At 53.8% G+C, this 14,379-nt stretch carries 13 protein-coding genes; 9 read left to right on the plus strand and 4 right to left on the minus strand.

What is annotated here, in order from left to right:
• Positions 1 to 15 precede the first annotated feature (15 nt).
• From RUM_RS12920 to RUM_RS10140, 4 genes are all read left to right on the plus strand, one after another.
• A complete protein-coding gene (locus RUM_RS12920) occupies positions 16 to 1,095 on the plus strand; it encodes a leucine-rich repeat protein (RefSeq protein WP_015559014.1) in 1,080 nt (359 codons plus the stop codon).
• Positions 1,096 to 1,223: 128 nt separating this feature from the next.
• The gene (locus tag RUM_RS12220) at positions 1,224 to 2,675 is read left to right on the plus strand and encodes an LCP family protein (RefSeq protein WP_015559015.1); all 1,452 of its coding nucleotides are present in this window, start codon (positions 1,224 to 1,226) and stop codon (positions 2,673 to 2,675) included.
• 232 nt (positions 2,676 to 2,907) lie between these two features.
• Positions 2,908 to 4,440: a cardiolipin synthase gene (cls, locus tag RUM_RS10135; RefSeq protein ID WP_015559016.1), complete on the plus strand. Its 1,533-nt coding sequence runs from the start codon at positions 2,908 to 2,910 to the stop codon at positions 4,438 to 4,440.
• Positions 4,441 to 4,456: 16 nt separating this feature from the next.
• A complete protein-coding gene (locus RUM_RS10140; protein ID WP_015559017.1) occupies positions 4,457 to 4,768 on the plus strand; it encodes a TfoX/Sxy family protein in 312 nt (103 codons plus the stop codon).
• 128 nt (positions 4,769 to 4,896) lie between these two features.
• On the opposite strand, the gene RUM_RS10145 is transcribed toward RUM_RS10140, so the two are convergent.
• Positions 4,897 to 5,550 (minus strand): Crp/Fnr family transcriptional regulator, encoded by a 654-nt coding sequence (locus RUM_RS10145; RefSeq protein WP_015559018.1) that lies wholly within the window; start codon positions 5,548 to 5,550, stop codon positions 4,897 to 4,899.
• A 102-nt stretch (positions 5,551 to 5,652) separates the two neighbouring features.
• On the opposite strand from RUM_RS10145, the gene RUM_RS10150 reads away from it, so the two are divergent.
• From RUM_RS10150 to RUM_RS10170, 5 genes are all read left to right on the plus strand, one after another.
• Positions 5,653 to 6,351, plus strand: a complete 699-nt coding sequence (locus RUM_RS10150; RefSeq protein ID WP_015559019.1) for an ATP-binding protein — start codon at positions 5,653 to 5,655, stop codon at positions 6,349 to 6,351.
• A gap of 51 nt (positions 6,352 to 6,402) precedes the next feature.
• Entirely contained in the window at positions 6,403 to 7,005 is a 603-nt protein-coding gene (locus RUM_RS10155) for an HD domain-containing protein (protein WP_015559020.1), read from the plus strand.
• Between the two features lie 105 nt (positions 7,006 to 7,110).
• The gene (locus RUM_RS10160; RefSeq protein ID WP_015559021.1) at positions 7,111 to 8,832 is read left to right on the plus strand and encodes an ABC transporter ATP-binding protein; all 1,722 of its coding nucleotides are present in this window, start codon (positions 7,111 to 7,113) and stop codon (positions 8,830 to 8,832) included.
• A gap of 1 nt (position 8,833) precedes the next feature.
• Positions 8,834 to 10,591, plus strand: a complete 1,758-nt coding sequence (locus tag RUM_RS10165; RefSeq protein ID WP_015559022.1) for an ABC transporter ATP-binding protein — start codon at positions 8,834 to 8,836, stop codon at positions 10,589 to 10,591.
• A 64-nt stretch (positions 10,592 to 10,655) separates the two neighbouring features.
• Complete coding sequence (locus RUM_RS10170) at positions 10,656 to 11,936, plus strand: SGNH/GDSL hydrolase family protein (RefSeq protein ID WP_015559023.1); 1,281 nt, start codon at positions 10,656 to 10,658, stop codon at positions 11,934 to 11,936.
• Positions 11,937 to 11,991: 55 nt separating this feature from the next.
• On the opposite strand, the gene RUM_RS10175 is transcribed toward RUM_RS10170, so the two are convergent.
• From RUM_RS10175 to RUM_RS10185, 3 genes are read right to left on the minus strand one after another with little or no spacing between them, the layout of a single operon-like run.
• Positions 11,992 to 12,522 (minus strand): 2-oxoacid:acceptor oxidoreductase family protein, encoded by a 531-nt coding sequence (locus tag RUM_RS10175; protein ID WP_015559024.1) that lies wholly within the window; start codon positions 12,520 to 12,522, stop codon positions 11,992 to 11,994.
• Positions 12,522 to 13,277, minus strand: a complete 756-nt coding sequence (locus tag RUM_RS10180) for a thiamine pyrophosphate-dependent enzyme (RefSeq protein ID WP_015559025.1) — start codon at positions 13,275 to 13,277, stop codon at positions 12,522 to 12,524. Before RUM_RS10180 ends, RUM_RS10175 begins: the two co-directional genes overlap by 1 nt.
• Positions 13,278 to 13,325: 48 nt before the next feature.
• The gene (locus RUM_RS10185; RefSeq protein ID WP_041326412.1) at positions 13,326 to 14,375 is read right to left on the minus strand and encodes a 3-methyl-2-oxobutanoate dehydrogenase subunit VorB; all 1,050 of its coding nucleotides are present in this window, start codon (positions 14,373 to 14,375) and stop codon (positions 13,326 to 13,328) included.
• Positions 14,376 to 14,379 lie beyond the last annotated feature (4 nt).

The following is a 14,379-nucleotide window of genomic DNA, read 5'->3' on the forward strand; positions in this document are numbered from 1 at the left end:
CAGGAGGAATGAACTATGAAACTGAGAAACTGGATGGCTGTTGGTCTGGCAGCCGCCCTGCTGGTGGTACCGGTGGAGGAGCGGTATCGACTGATGCCCCAAGCCACACAGCTGACTGCGGCGGCAGCAGACAATTCCTGCGGAGATAACCTGACCTGGAGCTTAAGCGGCTCCACCTTGTACATCAGCGGCAGCGGCAAAATGACGGATTATGCCTCTTACGAGCCAAGCCCCTGGTATGACAGCCGGGACTCCATTCAGTCCGTTTCTGTATCCGGCGCCACCACGATCGGCGCTGCCGCCTTTGCAAACTGTACGAAGCTGACTTCTGTAAATCTACCCAACGGCATTACGTCCCTGGGTGCTGCTTCCTTCAGCGGATGCACGGCACTGACCGGTCTGTCCCTGCCAAGCACCATAAAAACCATCGGGAAAAGTGCATTTTACAAATGCTCCGGACTGCAAAGCCTGACCATTCCGGATGGAGTCACCTCAATCGGTGATTTTGCCTTTTACAAATGTACCGCATTGACCTCTGTGACCATTCCGGCATCCGTCAGCAGCATTGCGCTGGACTCCTTTAGTAACTGCTCCAAGCTGACCATCTATGGCTACACCGGTTCCTATGCAGAAACATATGCTTCTAATGCCAGGATCACCTTCCGTGCTCTCGGAACTGTGGATCCGCAGCAGACGACCACTACAACAACGACTACGACAACGACAACCACCACCACTACAACAACGACAACAACAACTACATCATCCACCACTACTACTTCTACAACTACGACTACCACAGTGCCTCAGACCACTGCGCCGCCCATCCAGACAACCACAACCACCAACAGTGCCCAGCCCGAACTGGGGGATATAAACGGGGACGGCACGATCAGCGTGGCAGACGCCATCCTGGTATTGCAGTGCAGTGCCCGGCAGCTAGTAGGGGATTGGAGTTATCTGGACTGGCAGCAGCGGCAGCGTGCAGATATAGATTCCAACGGAACCATTGATGTCAACGATGCCTGCAAGATCCTGCGATACTGCGCAATGATTATGGCAGGACAGGATCCGGGCGGTGTATCAAACGCATAACAAACAGGGAGCATCCAGAACGGATGCTCCTTTTTACACCGGCGCATAATTGACTTTCCCCGCAAACATGCTATAATAGAAGGGTAACACAAAGAAACAGCCACTTCAGAACAAAAGGAGAGAGAACTATGGCAGATCCAAGAGATCGGAACTACAACTCGGATATGCCTCGTCCAAAGCATATTCCCCAGGCACCCAAGGCAGACACGCCCCACCCACAGTCTGTTTCCAGACAGCAAACAGCCCATCCGACTTCCGGCGATCACCGGAATCCCACTCCCGCCCACCAGCAGCAGACGACTCCCCGGCGGGAACAGCCCCATATACCCAAAAAAATCAGCGATGCAGACAAGACCATTGTGCTGAACCGACAGGATTACGGCGCATATGAACCTCGTACCGATTCTCCGGAAGGACAGTACCGCCTCCATGCCGGTCAGCAGAGCCGCACTGCCTATGAGGGAACTGAACGCCGGCAGGCTCCGCCTCAACGGAGGACACAGCAGGGGAGCAGCACCCACCGCAGAGCATCCCAGGGCAGTTCCCGTTCAGCCAATGAAGCATCCCATCGGAATCCGGAAGCCCGTCAAAGCCGGAAGCCGAAAGCCACTCCGAAAAAGCGTCGCCGCAGAGCCGGCTGCCTGACCCGTATTCTGCTCAGTGCCCTGAGCTTTGCGGTACTGGTGTTTGCGTTGTATTCCTTCCTGGCGCTGAAATGCATCAACAAGCTGGATTTTGTGGACAGTGGAACTCGCATCGCAACCTCCAAGACACTTTTGTCGGAGCCCTATGTGACCAATGTGCTGCTGATCGGCTCGGACAGCCGGGACGATACCCGAGGCAGATCCGACTCCATGATCCTGCTTTCCATCAACAAGAAAACGGATAAAATCTTTCTGACCTCCTTGATGCGGGATATGTATGTGGACATTCCCGGCAGGGACAAAAATAAGATCAACGCCGCATATTCCTTCGGGGGACCGGAGCTGCTGATGGACACCATCCAGGAGAATCTGGGTGTGAAGATCGATGACTATATTGAGATCAGCTTTGTTTCCTTCGCCTCTATTGTGGATGCAGTTGGAGGCGTGGAGATCACGGTCAGTGATGCGGAAGCACAGGCCATCAACCAGATCCTCCAGGACGAAGTCAATGGCATTCTGGGAGATGCACGAAATGCCGATCTGCTCAGCCAGGGGGGCAAGTATATCCTCAACGGCAAGCAGGCTCTGTGCTACAGCCGGATCCGGCATGTGGGCAATGCAGACTTTCAGCGTACTGAGCGGCAGCGTGAAGTGCTGACCCAGCTTGTAACCAGTCTGAAAAACTCCGGCGCTGCCGGCATGAAGCGGCTCATGTCCTCCGCACTGCCTCAGATCCGCACCAACATGACCAAGGGAGAGCTGTACCAGCTGTCCCTGCGGATGCCCTTCCTGCTGAACTATGAAATGACCCAGATCCAGATCCCGGCAGATGGCACCTATACGGATGACCGGAACACCAACGCAGGCTGGGCACTGGTGGTGGATCTGGACGCCAACCGTGAGCTGCTGAAGGAACAAGTATTCGCCGCTGAGTAAAGGCAATACCGCACAAAGCCCGCCTGTCGGCTTTGCGTAGCATCTGCTGACGAATTTTCCGTCATATCACACAGAAACTCCTTGCAATACGCCAGTATTCCTGCGTCGTTTCTATGCAATCTGACGAAAAATCTGTTGGCACATCTACCACACAATCTTTGTGCGGTGTTGCCTAAAACCATATGATTCATTGGGTGTACAGACACCCAGACATCTGAAGAAAGGTTGCAACATGCAGTTATTCAAACGAATCCGTGATATCATTACAAGCCGTCTTTTTGTCACCAGCTTTCTGATCCTGCTCCAGATCATTGCGCTGATCCTGCCCTTTCTATATCTGGGCATGCGCTCCGTGTACATTCACGCTGTCGTAGGTTTCATTAGCACAGTCATTTCCCTGAGCATTGCCAACGATGAAAAGCATGCGCCCTTTCACACCATCTGGATCGTTGTACTGTTGGCTGCACCCATTGCCGGATGGCCTCTGTATGTGATCCTGCGGCATAACAAGCAGGCAGGTCAGGCCAGCCGCCGCTGTGCCACAGTCAGTGAGCATCTGGACAAAATCCCCTTTGGCGGTTTTCAGCCGGATTCCCTGTACGCCTGCAAGCATCATCCCTTCCATCGGGAAATGCTCCATCTGGCACGCAGCTGCAATGCACCTGTATTTACCAGTACCATTACCCGGTATTTCCCCAATGGTGAAAGCTTCTTTCCGGTGTACCTGGAAAAGCTGCGCACTGCAAAGAAATTCATTTTCATGGAGTACTTCATCATCAACGACGGCTATCTGTGGCAGGAGGTCAAAAAGATCCTGACGGAAAAGTGCAGACAGGGAGTTGAAGTCCGAATCCTGTATGACGACATTGCAACCATCAGTAAGCTGACCCGCAGCTTCCGTCGGGAACTGCGCAATATGGGGGTTCAGGTTTACCCCTTTAATCCATACCGGGCAGCGGTGGACAGCTTCATGAACTACCGGGATCACCGGAAGATCACAGTCATTGACGGGGTAATCGGGTTTACCGGCGGCATCAACCTGGCGGACGAGTACATCAACAAAATCGAACGCTTTGGCTACTGGAAGGATGCAGGGCTGATGCTGGAGGGTAGTGCTGTCCAGGCACTGACCCATACCTTTTTGAAATCCTGGGGTTTTGTGGTCAAAGAGGATCCGATGCCGCAAAAGTATCTGATCGACAAGCCCCAGAATGCGGACAGCCTGGTGCAGCCCTTCTGTGACAGCCCTGCCGGCAAGGTGCGTGCCGGGCGGGATACCTACTCCAGTCTGATCAACGGCGCACAGCGGTATGTATGGATCACTGCACCCTATCTGATTCTGGAAAATGAAATGCTCAACGCCCTGTGTCTGGCTGCTACCAGTGGGGTGGATGTGCGTATCATTACTCCTCACATTGCGGACAAGTGGTATGTGCACGCCGTGACCCGCTCCAACTACCGGGCACTGATCAAAGCCGGCGTTAAGGTGTACGAATACAAGCCCGGTTTTGTACATGCAAAGCTGATCGTGGCAGATGATGCGGCAGCAATGGTGGCAACCACCAATTTTGACTACCGGAGTTTTTACGCTCTGTTTGAAAACGGAGTTATGGTATACGGCAGGGATGTGATCGCCCAGATCAAGTCTGACCTGACAGAAACCATGCAGCAGTCCATGCCCTATACCATGGAAATGTGTCAGCATACTTCCCGGTTCCGCCGAAGCATGCGCAAGCTGCTCCGGATCTTCTCGCCGTTTTTGTAAGAAAGGGGAAATGGATATGGCAACATCCGCAGAGTATGCTGCATTTGTATGTGAGCAAATCGCTCCCTATGGGCAGGTTCGCAGCCGGAAAATGTTCGGAGAATATATGGTTTACCTGGAAGACAAGCCTGTGCTACTGGTATGTGACAATACCGTCTATGTGAAAAAGCTGCCCCAGGTGTCGGATCTTTTATTAACAGCACCATGCGGTTTTCCCTACGAAGGAGCCAAGGAACATTATATACTGGACATTGAGAATCGAGAGTTGCTGGATCAGCTGATGCCCACGCTGAAGGCTTCTGTGTCTCTGCCAAAAAAGAAAAAGTAAGAAGAACCAGTACGCCGACAAAGCGTACTGGTTCTTATGATTTATTCGCAATGTGTGGTATTTGCTCCAGACATGGAGCGGCGGATGTTGAAAAAATAATTAGTTGCATTCGCACGCAGGCGCTTTGCTTACCGCTGAATCAGCCGGAAGGAATTCTTATGAAAATCCACCAGGCCCTCCCGCTGCATCCGTGTCAGTTCGTGGCACATGGCGCTCCGGTCCACATTCAGGTAATCCGCCAGCTGCTGTCGGTTAAAGGGAATGTCAAACACGTAGCTGGATTGCCGGAGGGATTGGGCGGATAAATAGGACAGCAGTCTGCCCCGGATGGTTTTGGGAGTAATGTGCCGGATCTTTCCGGACAGGTTCAGGTTCTTCTGCGCCAGCATCCGCACAAGATTGGCAGTAACTGGCGCTGACAAACCGGAGGTTCCGGCATGCAGCAGCTCTGCGCCATGCACAAATAACACCTGGGTCGGCTCTGCCGCTGTCACATGCATGGGCAGCGGTTCCTGGGTCACGCAAGCATAGGTTTCCGCAAAGACTTCTCCCGAAGCAGCTCTGCCAAGAATACTCCGGTTGCCCCACAAATCCTCATGGGCAATCAGCACACTGCCCTGAAGCACCAGTCCCATATGGGTCACCGGATCTCCCGCATGCAGCACGGCTTCTCCCTTTGCGAATCTCCGGCTGTAAGCATGCACCTGCTCCAGTAATTTCGTCAAAACCTCCGGCTCCACGCCTGCAAAGAGCCAGGTCTTGGAAAGAAAAGAGATATCCATAAGCCCTCCTTTGTTGGAATAACAACAGATTTATCATTCTCATTATAGTACAATGCATACAGACGGTCAAGAACACCGGTCAAGAAAATGGAGGATTTTAAAATGATCAGAAGAATCATTCAGATTGATGAAAAGAAATGCAATGGCTGCGGTATGTGCGCAAACGCCTGTCACGAGGGCGCCATTGGCATGGTGAACGGCAAGGCAAAGCTGCTGCGGGACGACTACTGTGATGGGCTGGGGGACTGCCTGCCCACCTGTCCCACCGGTGCCATCTCCTTTGTAGAGCGTGAGGCTGCCGCCTATGACGAAGCAGCGGTCAAAGCTCATCAAATGCAGCAGGCGCAGTCCCTGCCCTGCGGCTGTCCCGGTACCCATGCAAAGCGGCTGCATCCCGTACAGGAAGCATGCAGCCACACAGCGTCCGGACAGCCTTCCGCTTTGCAGCAGTGGCCGGTACAGATCCGGCTGGTTCCGGTGCATGCACCCTATTTTGATCAGGCAAACCTGCTGATTGCAGCGGACTGCACAGCCTACGCCTATGCGTCCATGCACCAGGATTTCATCCGGGGACGGATCACCCTGATCGGCTGTCCGAAGCTGGATGATGCAGATTATGCTGCCAAGCTGACGGAGATCCTGCGCAGCAACACCATTCAGAGCGTAACGGTAGTGCGCATGGAGGTACCCTGCTGTGGCGGACTGGAGCATGCTGCAAGAACCGCTGTGGCATCCACCGGCAATCACGTTTCCTTCCGGGTGGTCACCATTTCTACAGATGGCAGGATTTTGCCGGAATAGGCTTGCATAAGCAGCTCTGTTCTGCTATACTGATACCAGGAGGCGGAACAAATGGAAAACAGACTGGAGCAGCAGGTTGCTTTTATCCGGGAGATCGACAAGGAAAAGCGCATCGGCAGGCAGACTTATCTGACCGGGGCAATCCGAAAAGAAAACGACGCAGAGCATGCCTGGCACATTGCGCTGATGGCAATTCTCCTTGCAGAGCACGCCAACGAACCCATTGACGTTCTGAAAACAGTGACCATGCTTCTGATCCATGACCTGGTGGAGATTGATGCAGGGGATACCTATGCATACGATACGGCAGCCAAGGCAACGGAACAGGAGCGGGAGGCAAAGGGAGCAGATCGTATTTTCGGCATGCTGCCCCCGGATCAAGGACGAGCATTCCGAGCACTGTGGGAGGAATTCAACCGGGGAGATACCCCGGAGGCACGGTTTGCACATGCCATGGACAACTTCCAGCCGGTGATGCTGAACGCCGCAACTGACGGAAAAGCCTGGGCGGAGCATGGTGTCCGGCTCAGTCAGATCCTGAAACGGAATCAGATTACGCCGGATGGCTCTACCCAGTTGTGGGAATATGCCTATCAGCATTTTATTCTGCCTAATGTAGAGCAAGGCAGGATCCGGGACGATACAAATGCATAACCAAAAACCGCAGGATCCTGCGGTTTTTTTATGCCGGTAATTCTTGCATGACTGTAGGAAACGTGGTATAATAAATGCTGTATTATGCTCGAAAGAAGGAACCCTATGTTCAAACTATTGGCGTACATGAAAAACTATAAAAAAGAGGCGGTACTGGGACCTCTGTTCAAGCTGCTTGAGGCATTGCTGGAGCTGCTGGTGCCCCTGGTGATTGCTGCCGTCATCGACACAGGCATTGCCGGCGGCAACCGGGGATATGTGATACGCATGTGCCTGCTGCTGGTGGGGTTTGGCATTGTGGGACTGGTTTTTTCCATCACCGCCCAGTACTTTGCCGCCAAGGCCTCCGTCGGTTTTGTGACGAAACTGCGGCATGCCCTCTTTGACCACATACAGGGGCTGTCCTACACAGAGCTGGACACCATAGGCACCTCCACCCTCATTACCCGCATGACCAGTGATATGAACCAGGTTCAGTCCGGTATGAATCTGACCCTCCGGCTGCTGCTGCGCTCTCCTTTTGTGGTATTTGGCGCCATGATTATGGCGTTCACCATTGATGTAAAGGCAGCGCTGATCTTTGCAGCCGCCATTCCGGTGCTGTCCCTGGTGGTATTCGGCATCATGCTCTGGTGCATCCCCCTGTACAAACGGGTGCAGCGAAAACTGGACGGCGTGCTCAGTGCAACCCGGGAAAACCTCACCGGCGTCCGGGTGATCCGTGCCTTCTGCAAGGAGGAGGAGCAGATCAGCCGCTTTGACGCCTGCAATCAGGATCTGACCCGGACACAAAAGTATGTGGGGCGGATCTCTGCGCTCATGAACCCGGTGACCTACATTCTCATCAATCTTGCAATCATCTGGCTGGTGTATACCGGCGCCCTTCGGGTGGATGTGGGACTCATCTCCCAGGGAGCTGTGGTAGCTCTGTACAACTACATGTCCCAGATTCTGGTGGAACTGATCAAGCTGGCAAACCTGATTATCAACATCACCAAGTCCGTGGCATGCGGCAACCGGATCCAGTCCGTCTTTGAGATCCGTTCCTCTCTGGATGCACCGGAACAAGCGCCTGCACCGAAGGATTTCTCCTATGCAGTGGAATTTGACCATGTTACCCTCCGGTACGCAAACGCCGGGGATGATTCCTTGTCAGATATCAGCTTTGCTGCCCGTCCCGGCGAAACCATCGGTGTCATCGGCTCCACCGGCTCCGGCAAAAGCTCTCTTGTAAATCTGATCCCCCGGTTCTATGATGCATCGGCTGGACAGGTATTGGTGGACGGGATCAATGTCAAGGAGTATCCTCTGGATGATCTGCGAAACCGGATCGGCGTAGTGCCCCAGAAGGCAGTATTGTTCAAAGGGACGATCCGGGACAATCTCCGGTGGGGAAATCCGGACGCTACGGATGACCAGCTGCTGGAAGCGGTACAGACAGCTCAGGCAGGGGAGGTGCTTGCCCAGAAGGGCGGACTTGATTTTGAACTAGAGCAGGGGGGTAAAAACCTGTCCGGCGGGCAGAAACAGCGGTTCACCATTGCAAGAGCCCTGGTGAAGCATCCGAAGATCCTGATTTTAGACGACAGTGCCTCTGCTTTGGATTTTGCAACGGATGCGGCACTGCGAAAGGCGATCCGGGAAATGCCAGGCAATCCCACAGTATTCATCGTGTCCCAGCGAACCTCCTCCCTGCAGCATGCAGATCAGATCCTGGTATTGGAGGATGGAGCAGTGGTAGGCGCCGGCACCCATACACAGCTGCTGGAATCCTGCCCGGTATACCAGGAGATCTATCAATCCCAGTTCCGGAAGGAGGATGCGTAATATGGCAAAGGTACAGAAGGGGACAATCCCCAAGGTGTGGCGGTATATCCGCCGGTATCGGCTACTGCTGATCCTGTCCATGCTGTTTGCAGCCGCAACCGTTGCCATGACCCTATATTTGCCCATCCTGATCGGGAACGCCATTGATCTGATCGTTTCTCCGGGGCATGTGGACTTTCCCGGCATCCGATCGCTGCTCATCAAAATCGGTATCATCGCCGGATGCACCGGACTGACCCAGTGGATCATGAATATGCTCAACAACCGGATCACCTATCACATAATCCGGGATGTGCGGCAGGAAGCCTTCGGCAAGCTACAGATCCTTCCTTTGAGCTATCTGGATGCCCACCCCTCCGGCAGCATCCTCAGCCGGATCATCGCAGACGTGGATCAGTTTGCAGACGGTCTGCTGATGGGCTTTACCCAGTTGTTCACCGGGGTTGTTACCATTCTGGGCACCCTGTTGTTCATGCTGTCCATTAGCTGGAAGATCACGCTGGCAGTGGTGCTGCTGACACCTCTGTCCCTGTTCATTGCCCGGTTCATTGCCCGCCGCACCTACAGCATGTTCCGGCTACAGTCCCAGGTACGGGGAGAGCAAACGGCACTGATCGATGAAATGATTGGAAACCAGAAGGTGGTGCAGGCATTCTCCCACCAGGCAGAGAGCATGGAGCAGTTCGATGAAATCAACGATCGTCTTGCCCGATGCTCCCTGCAGGCTACCTTCTTTTCCTCCATCACCAATCCGGCAACCCGCTTTGTCAACAGCGTGGTCTATGCAAGCGTGGCGCTGACAGGCGCTTTGATGTGTATTTCCACTGCCGGAGCCGCTGTGCCCTTTACGGTAGGACAACTGTCCTGCTTCCTGTCCTACGCAAACCAGTATACCAAGCCCTTCAACGAGATCTCCGGTGTCATTACCGAGCTGCAGAACGCCCTTGCATGTGCTGCACGGATCTTTGAACTGATCGAGGAAACACCCCAGATCCCGGATCAGACAGATGCTGCCGAACTGGAGCATGTGGCAGGGAACCTGTCCATTTCAGATGTATCCTTCTCCTATGTGCCGGATCGGAAGCTAATCGAGCATCTGAATCTCATCGTCAAGCCCGGACAGCGCATTGCCATTGTGGGGCCCACCGGCTGCGGCAAGACTACCGTCATCAATCTGCTGATGCGGTTTTATGATGTGGATCAAGGGTCTATCTCCGTGGAAGGGAAGGACATCCGGAACGTCACACGACACAGCCTGCGCAGCAGCTACGGCATGGTCTTGCAGGAAACCTGGCTGAAGGCAGGAACCATACGGGAAAATATCTGTATGGGAAAGCCAGATGCCACAGAGGAAGAACTGCTTCAGGCATCCAAAGCTGCACATGCCCACAGCTTCATCAAGCGACTGCCCCAGGGGTATGACACCCTGATCGGAGAGGATGGAGGCAGCCTGTCCCAGGGACAAAAGCAGCTTCTGTGCATTGCCAGAGTGATGCTTTGCCTGCCCCCCATGCTGATTCTGGATGAGGCAACCTCCTCCATTGATACCCGAACGGAGCTGAAGATCCAGGAGGCATTCTCCCGGATGATGCAGGGGAGAACCAGCTTTATTGTGGCACACCGGCTTTCCACCATCCGGGAGGCGGATGTGATCCTGGTGATGCAGGATGGTCACATCATTGAACAGGGGAATCACGACACACTTCTTGCAAAAAATGGTTTTTATGCAAACCTGTATAACAGTCAATTTGCCCGGTAAATGCTGACTGTTAATATTTACTAGGATGTTTATTATAATGTTGAGGAATAGGAGGCAGCAGGCTATGAGAAAGAGAGACGTTGCCGTTGCTACAGTCACCGCCGTTCTGGTACTGGCGATCGGCGGATTGATCTGCTGGGTTTTATATACACACGGCATAAAGGGTCTGAGTAAGCCCATTATGCAGACTCTCACCGGGAACAACAGTCAATATGCAGAAGAACCGGCAACCATGCCGGAGGATGCGCCCAAATGGGACAGTGAGCAGACAGAAAGCTACCCTGCCATTGCAGCCCATATGAAATTACAGGGCAGAACCACGCGGGACGAGGATCAGATTACCTGGCTGGTGCAGAGCGGTTCTGCCGCAGAATTTACAGTAACCGGCACGAAAGCCGTTCTGACCCTGGCAGGGGACAGAACCGCACTTGGCAAGGAAAACCACAAGCCCCGGTATGCAGTGTATCTGGACGATCAGCTGCTGACGGATGCACTGATGCGCACCAAGGAGCTGGAGATCCCTCTGTTTGAATCCAACCAGCCCAGAACCGCCAGTGTCAAGGTAATCCAGCTTTCGGAAGCCGGATACGGAGCGGTCGGTGTGAAGCATGTAACCGTTACATCCATTTACCAGGAGCCGGTACAGCCCATTCCAGCCAAGGATCTGCGAATCGAATTTATCGGAGATTCCATCACCTGCGGCTATGGCGTGGAAACCAAATCGGAAAAGGACTCCTTCACCACCGGTACGGAGAATTTCACCAAAACCTATGCCTACCTAACAGCCCGGATGCTGAATGCGGATTACAGCGCCGTATGCTACAGCGGTTACGGCATCGTTTCCGGCTGGACAGGGGATGGGCAAAAAAAGCCGGACAGCATTCTGCCAAAGTATTATAATCTGATCGGGATCCTGCCCAAATACAAAAAACAGTGGGATTTTGAGCATGCGGAGCAGAATGACGTGGTGGTCATCAACCTTGGCACCAACGATTACTCCTATCTGAGTCCCAGCTTTTCCAGCCGTTCCAAGGAGTTTATCAAGGGATATGTGGACTTTCTCAAGCAGGTACGTCAGAAGAATCCAAATGCCTACATTTTCTGCACCATGGGTACCATGGGAGGGGAATCGGTGTACGGATTGATCGAGCAGGCAGTGGGGGAATACAGCGCCGCCACCGGAGACACCCGGATCAAAAGCTATGCCTCTCCGGTTCAGACCCAGGAGGACGGCTATGGCGCCGATTATCACCCTTCCGTCAAAACCCAGCAAGACAGCGCCCAGCTGCTCACGGAGGAAATCTGCAACACCCTGGGCATCCAGCCCGGCGGCAGCTTTCAGTAAGAGACAGAAAAAGCCCCTTCATGCATTTCGCATGAAGGGGCTTGCTTTATAAAATTTACACATTCATTCCCATGCTGATGGCACGCAGGTTGTTTTCAATCAGATGCGCACGCTTCGGGGGGATCAGCTTCTCCAGACCCTTGCGGATCACTTCATCGGAGAACATACCGGTTTCCTTGAGCAGCTTGCCCAGCAGAATGATGTTTGCTGCCTTGGGCAGGTTTGCATCGGTTTCCATCTGGGTTGCGGGCACGTAGAAGCACTGAATATCCGGTGTTTCCACAGTGGTGTCCACCAGAGTGCTGTCCACAAATGCCATGCCGCCCTTGCGAACACTGCCGATGAACTTATCGTAGGAAGGCTGATTCAGTGCGATCAGCAAATCCGGTGTCAAAACCAGGGGAGAACCGATGGGCTCGTCAGAGATGCAAACGGAGCAGTTACAGGTACCGCCACGCATTTCCGGACCGTAGGACGGGAGCCAGGACAGCTCCTTGCCGTCGATCAGCGCACAGTATGCGAGGAGCTTGCCGGCGAACAGAATACCCTGACCGCCAAAGCCAGCCAGCAGAATATCATATTTCATTACTTTTCTCCTCCTTCAGCTGTAACATCCTTATATACGCCCAGCGGGTAGTAGGGGATGCACTCATCCTGCAGACGCTTGATTGCCTCCAGCGGAGTCATGCCCCAGTTGGTCGGGCAGGTGGAGAGTACTTCTACAATGGACAGGCCACGCTTTTCCTTCTGGTTCTCAAATGCCTTGCGAATCGCCTTCTTGGTTTCCCGGATGTGGGGAACGGTATCTACAGCAACACGCTGTGCCAAAGCAGTACCACTGAGGGTAGCCATCATCTCGCATACCCGGATCGGGTAGCCGGCAAGCTCTGTGTCACGGCCGAAGGGGGTGGTCTGGGTAACCTGACCCGGAATGGTGGTAGGTGCCATCTGCCCGCCGGTCATGCCGTAAATGGTGTTGTTGATGAAGATCACAACGATGTTCTCGCCTCTTGCGCCAACATGAACGGTTTCCGCAGTACCAATGGCAGCCAGGTCGCCGTCGCCCTGATAGGTGAACACGTACTTGTCCGGGTTGGAACGCTTAACGCCGGTTGCAACAGCCGGTGCTCTGCCGTGGGGCGCTTCTATCATATCACAGTTGAAATAATTGTAAGCAAATACGGAGCAGCCAACCGGACATACACCGATGGTCTCGCCCTCAATGCCCATCTCATCCAGAACTTCGCACAGCAGTCTATGTACAATACCATGGGTACAGCCAGGACAGTAGTGCATCGGCGTGTCGCAAAGTGCGTGGGGTCTTTCAAATACAGTAGCCATTTTATTTCAAGATTCTCCTTGCAGGAGAACCCACTCCTTTCGCAAAATTTAGAGGCTCTTGATATGTTCCAGGACTTCAGCCGGAGTCGGGATCACACCACCGGTTCTGCCGAAGAAGGAAACAGGCTTGGAACAGTTGATCGCCAGCTTGACATCATCGATCATCTGACCCATGGACATTTCTACGCACAGCAGCTTGGATGCGTGCTGGCAAGCCTGGTTGATCTCCTTGACCGGGAAGGGCCACAGGGTCTTGGGACGGAACATGCCGACCTTGATGCCCTCTGCACGGGCGCTGTTTACTGCGGACTTTACCACACGGGCGGTCGCACCGTATGCACATACCACAATGTCAGCATCCTCAGTCAGGTACAGTTCAGCGTCGGTCTCATTCTCCTTGATGATGTCGTACCGCTTGTAGCGCTCAATGACCTGCTCTTCCAGGTCGGTAGCATTGATGTACAGGGAGTTGATGATGTGGTGTTCACGTTTGTTGCCATGACCGTTTGCAGCCCAGGAGGACTTGTCAATGCTGTTTGCCTTGATTTCTGGGAACTGAACCGGCTCCATCATCTGACCCAGCAGACCGTCTGCCAGGATCATAGCAGGCATCCGGTACTTGTCGGCTGTGTCAAACGCCTTGACAACCATGTCCACCATTTCCTGTACGGAGGAAGGAGCAAATACAAGCAGCTGGAAGTCACCGTGACCCAGCGCCTTGGTAGCCTGCCAGTAGTCAGCCTGGGAAGGCTGGATACCGCCCAGACCCGGGCCGCCTCTCTGCACGTTGATGATCACTGCCGGAACATCGGAACCGGCAATGTAGGAAATGCCCTCAGACTTCAGGGAGATCCCGGGAGAAGAGGAGGAGGTCATAGCCCGAACGCCGGTGGAAGCAGCGCCCAGTACCATGTTGATGGCTGCGATTTCGGACTCAGCCTGCAGGAACACGCCGCCCTCCTTGTGCATGCGCTTTGCCATATATGCGGAAAGCTCAGTCTGGGGCGTAATGGGGTAACCGAAGAAACACTTACAGCCGGCTCTGATGGCTGCTTCAGCAAGAGCTTCATTGCCCTTCATAAGATTTTTTTCCAAGATGCGA

The organism is Ruminococcus champanellensis 18P13 = JCM 17042, from assembly GCF_000210095.1.
In the GTDB taxonomy this organism is placed as follows: Bacteria; Bacillota; Clostridia; order Oscillospirales; family Ruminococcaceae; genus Ruminococcus_F; species Ruminococcus_F champanellensis.

Coding starts and splice junctions, on each gene's coding strand:
- RUM_RS12920 (WP_015559014.1), top strand. CDS start 16: ATGAAACTGAGAAACTGGATGGCTGTTGGTCTGGCAGCCGCCCTGCTG.
- RUM_RS12220 (WP_015559015.1), top strand. CDS start 1,224: ATGGCAGATCCAAGAGATCGGAACTACAACTCGGATATGCCTCGTCCA.
- cls (WP_015559016.1), top strand. CDS start 2,908: ATGCAGTTATTCAAACGAATCCGTGATATCATTACAAGCCGTCTTTTT.
- RUM_RS10140 (WP_015559017.1), top strand. CDS start 4,457: ATGGCAACATCCGCAGAGTATGCTGCATTTGTATGTGAGCAAATCGCT.
- RUM_RS10145 (WP_015559018.1), bottom strand. CDS start 5,550: ATGGATATCTCTTTTCTTTCCAAGACCTGGCTCTTTGCAGGCGTGGAG.
- RUM_RS10150 (WP_015559019.1), top strand. CDS start 5,653: ATGATCAGAAGAATCATTCAGATTGATGAAAAGAAATGCAATGGCTGC.
- RUM_RS10155 (WP_015559020.1), top strand. CDS start 6,403: ATGGAAAACAGACTGGAGCAGCAGGTTGCTTTTATCCGGGAGATCGAC.
- RUM_RS10160 (WP_015559021.1), top strand. CDS start 7,111: ATGTTCAAACTATTGGCGTACATGAAAAACTATAAAAAAGAGGCGGTA.
- RUM_RS10165 (WP_015559022.1), top strand. CDS start 8,834: ATGGCAAAGGTACAGAAGGGGACAATCCCCAAGGTGTGGCGGTATATC.
- RUM_RS10170 (WP_015559023.1), top strand. CDS start 10,656: ATGAGAAAGAGAGACGTTGCCGTTGCTACAGTCACCGCCGTTCTGGTA.
- RUM_RS10175 (WP_015559024.1), bottom strand. CDS start 12,522: ATGAAATATGATATTCTGCTGGCTGGCTTTGGCGGTCAGGGTATTCTG.
- RUM_RS10180 (WP_015559025.1), bottom strand. CDS start 13,277: ATGGCTACTGTATTTGAAAGACCCCACGCACTTTGCGACACGCCGATG.